Below are 2,212 nucleotides of genomic sequence, written 5' to 3' on the forward strand. Positions count from 1 at the left end.
TGAGTTAAATGAATTACCTAATAATAAAGAGAAGTATAATAAGATATTAAGTTATTTTGATTTAAGTTTGGATACTTTGGATTGGGATAAACTTAATAAAACAAGTTGGAAACTAGAGGAAACAAATGACAATTATAAGAAAAATGTCTTTGAGTATATGCTAGTAACAGATTGGAAACAACTAAATTCTCGTATAGAAATGCAGACACAATTTTTAAGTAATGAATCAAAAATCAATAGATATAATATTAAAGCAATTAAAGCAGTGTATTTTTCTGTCAGGTGGAGAACAAAAATATATTCTTTAAGTGGGGGGACAGGACTTTATTTAAGTGAATGGATTTTAGGTTGTAGTCGTATAGTAAAATCAAATTTGGAGGTGTTAGATAAAAAACAAAGAAATGATTAATAAACTAAAAGAAAATGCAGAATTAGCTTGGGCTGCTTATGGATACTATGATTTAATCGGAAAGAAGTTTCATACTCAAAGTAAAACTAGAAAAGGTGAATTTATCACCCTACACGATATTATGGATGCTACTTATTTTGATTATGAAACACAAGATAGCACATTTTTTAATACCTTTAAATTAAAAGGTGATATGACTCCCACTCAAGCTAAAAGATTCTTTAAAAGATATGACTTGCTAGACTTCTATCCTAAAGATGATTCTCAAGGTTTTCACGCCTGTTTATTTCAAAATAAAAAAAGCAAAGAATATACTTTTGTCATTCGTGGCACAGAAATTAAAGATATATAAAGAAACATAAATGTTATTATTTGTAATAATATGTTTTCTTCTTATTGTCTTTATTCTCTCCTATTTAATATTATGGCTAATTTATAGAAAAGCATTTAAATCAAAGAAGAAAATCTCAAAATTTCTAGTATTTATTGGAGGTATAGGATTAATCATATTTTACTATACTCCCTATTCTTATTATTTAGAACCTAGCTTTTGGCAATTTAGGAATATGTGCAAATTAGACCCTGAAATATATCAGCATAATGGTGGAAAACTAGATGAGGAATATTATAATAAAGTCTTAAGTTATTTTGATACAAGTTTGGATACTATGGTAAAAACGATACAACCTAAACAACTTGTAGAATTTATAGATAAATCGAGGCATACTTTAACATCTGATGATATAAAACAAATTCACAAAATTACAAAACCAATTCCAAATAAATTTTCATATTCACTTGGTAAAAAAAGTAAAAGTAATGGTAGGATAGAATATGGGTCTGATATTTATGTCAATATAAAAAATGGGGATATTAAATATGAAAGACCTGCTTGGTTTAATGTGGAATGGCAGACTTATCGAATAGATAGTATAGTTTGGGATTTTGAAGTAAGTGGAGATTTTAGAATGCCTACTAAAATACTAAATTGTAGTTATTTTAAATACAAATATGGTATAAAGGAATAAAATTTAATAGGAAAGTAAATAATGAATAATAAACAACAAATACAAAAACTTAAAGAAAATGCAGAACTAGCTTGGGCTGCTTATGGATACTTTCATTTAGCAAATAAGAATTATAAACCACACAAATTAGATGAAGATGAGAAAAGGTTAAAGTATTTTAGAGAAATAAAAAAGAAACAATATGAAGAGCAAAAAATAGACATAACAGACGAAGAATTACAAAGTATTTATCCCACCCCCTTAGATATTCTTAACATAGAATACAAATATTATAAAGATGATAATGGAAATGATTTAAAAGGCTTATTTGATGATGATTTTCTAGGTGGTGATATGACTCCCACTCAAGCTAAAAGATTCTTTTCTCGCTATGACCTCCTTATTCACCAACCAAATACTACTTCAGGCTTCTCTGCAACACTCTTTGAGGACTTAGGAGAGCTAGAAAAAGAGTTAGACAATAAAACAAATACAAGAAAATCTACTACTCTATTCCAAGATAAAGAATCTAAAGAATATACTTTTGCTATTCGTAGCACAGAATTAAAACAAGGAATCTTTAATGATACACAAGATAATAATCAAAAGATTATATCTATAAGAGGCACAGAATTCCCCTCTGGAATCTTTAATGATATAGCAGAAGCTGATGTATCATTAGCCCTAGATTCTCTCTCTAATCATCAATATATAGATATGCTAAGGAATCTTCTTTAATGTGGTTCTTATTATTTTTCATTGTCATTCCTTTTATATTCTTTATAGGATTCTATCT

Annotated in this window: 4 protein-coding genes; all 4 read left to right on the forward strand. The window is 27.7% G+C overall.

The annotated features are described in order from the left end of the window. Nucleotides 1-409 (forward strand): hypothetical protein (locus tag CQA44_RS11880; RefSeq protein WP_115547405.1); only part of this gene is annotated, 409 nt, incomplete at its 5' end. Next, a complete protein-coding gene (locus CQA44_RS11885) occupies nucleotides 402-761 on the forward strand; it encodes a hypothetical protein (protein WP_258865040.1) in 360 nt (119 codons plus the stop codon). The genes CQA44_RS11880 and CQA44_RS11885, both read left to right, overlap by 8 nt. A 10-nt stretch (nucleotides 762-771) precedes the next feature. Further along, nucleotides 772-1,437: a hypothetical protein gene (locus CQA44_RS13370; protein WP_258865041.1), complete on the forward strand. Its 666-nt coding sequence runs from the start codon at nucleotides 772-774 to the stop codon at nucleotides 1,435-1,437. A 21-nt stretch (nucleotides 1,438-1,458) separates the two neighbouring features. Beyond that, nucleotides 1,459-2,154 carry a hypothetical protein gene (locus CQA44_RS13375; RefSeq protein WP_258865042.1) on the forward strand — a complete coding sequence of 232 codons (696 nt, stop codon included), beginning with the start codon at nucleotides 1,459-1,461 and terminating at the stop codon, nucleotides 2,152-2,154. Nucleotides 2,155-2,212: the final 58 nt, after the last annotated feature.

This window comes from Helicobacter sp. MIT 14-3879 (assembly GCF_003364125.1).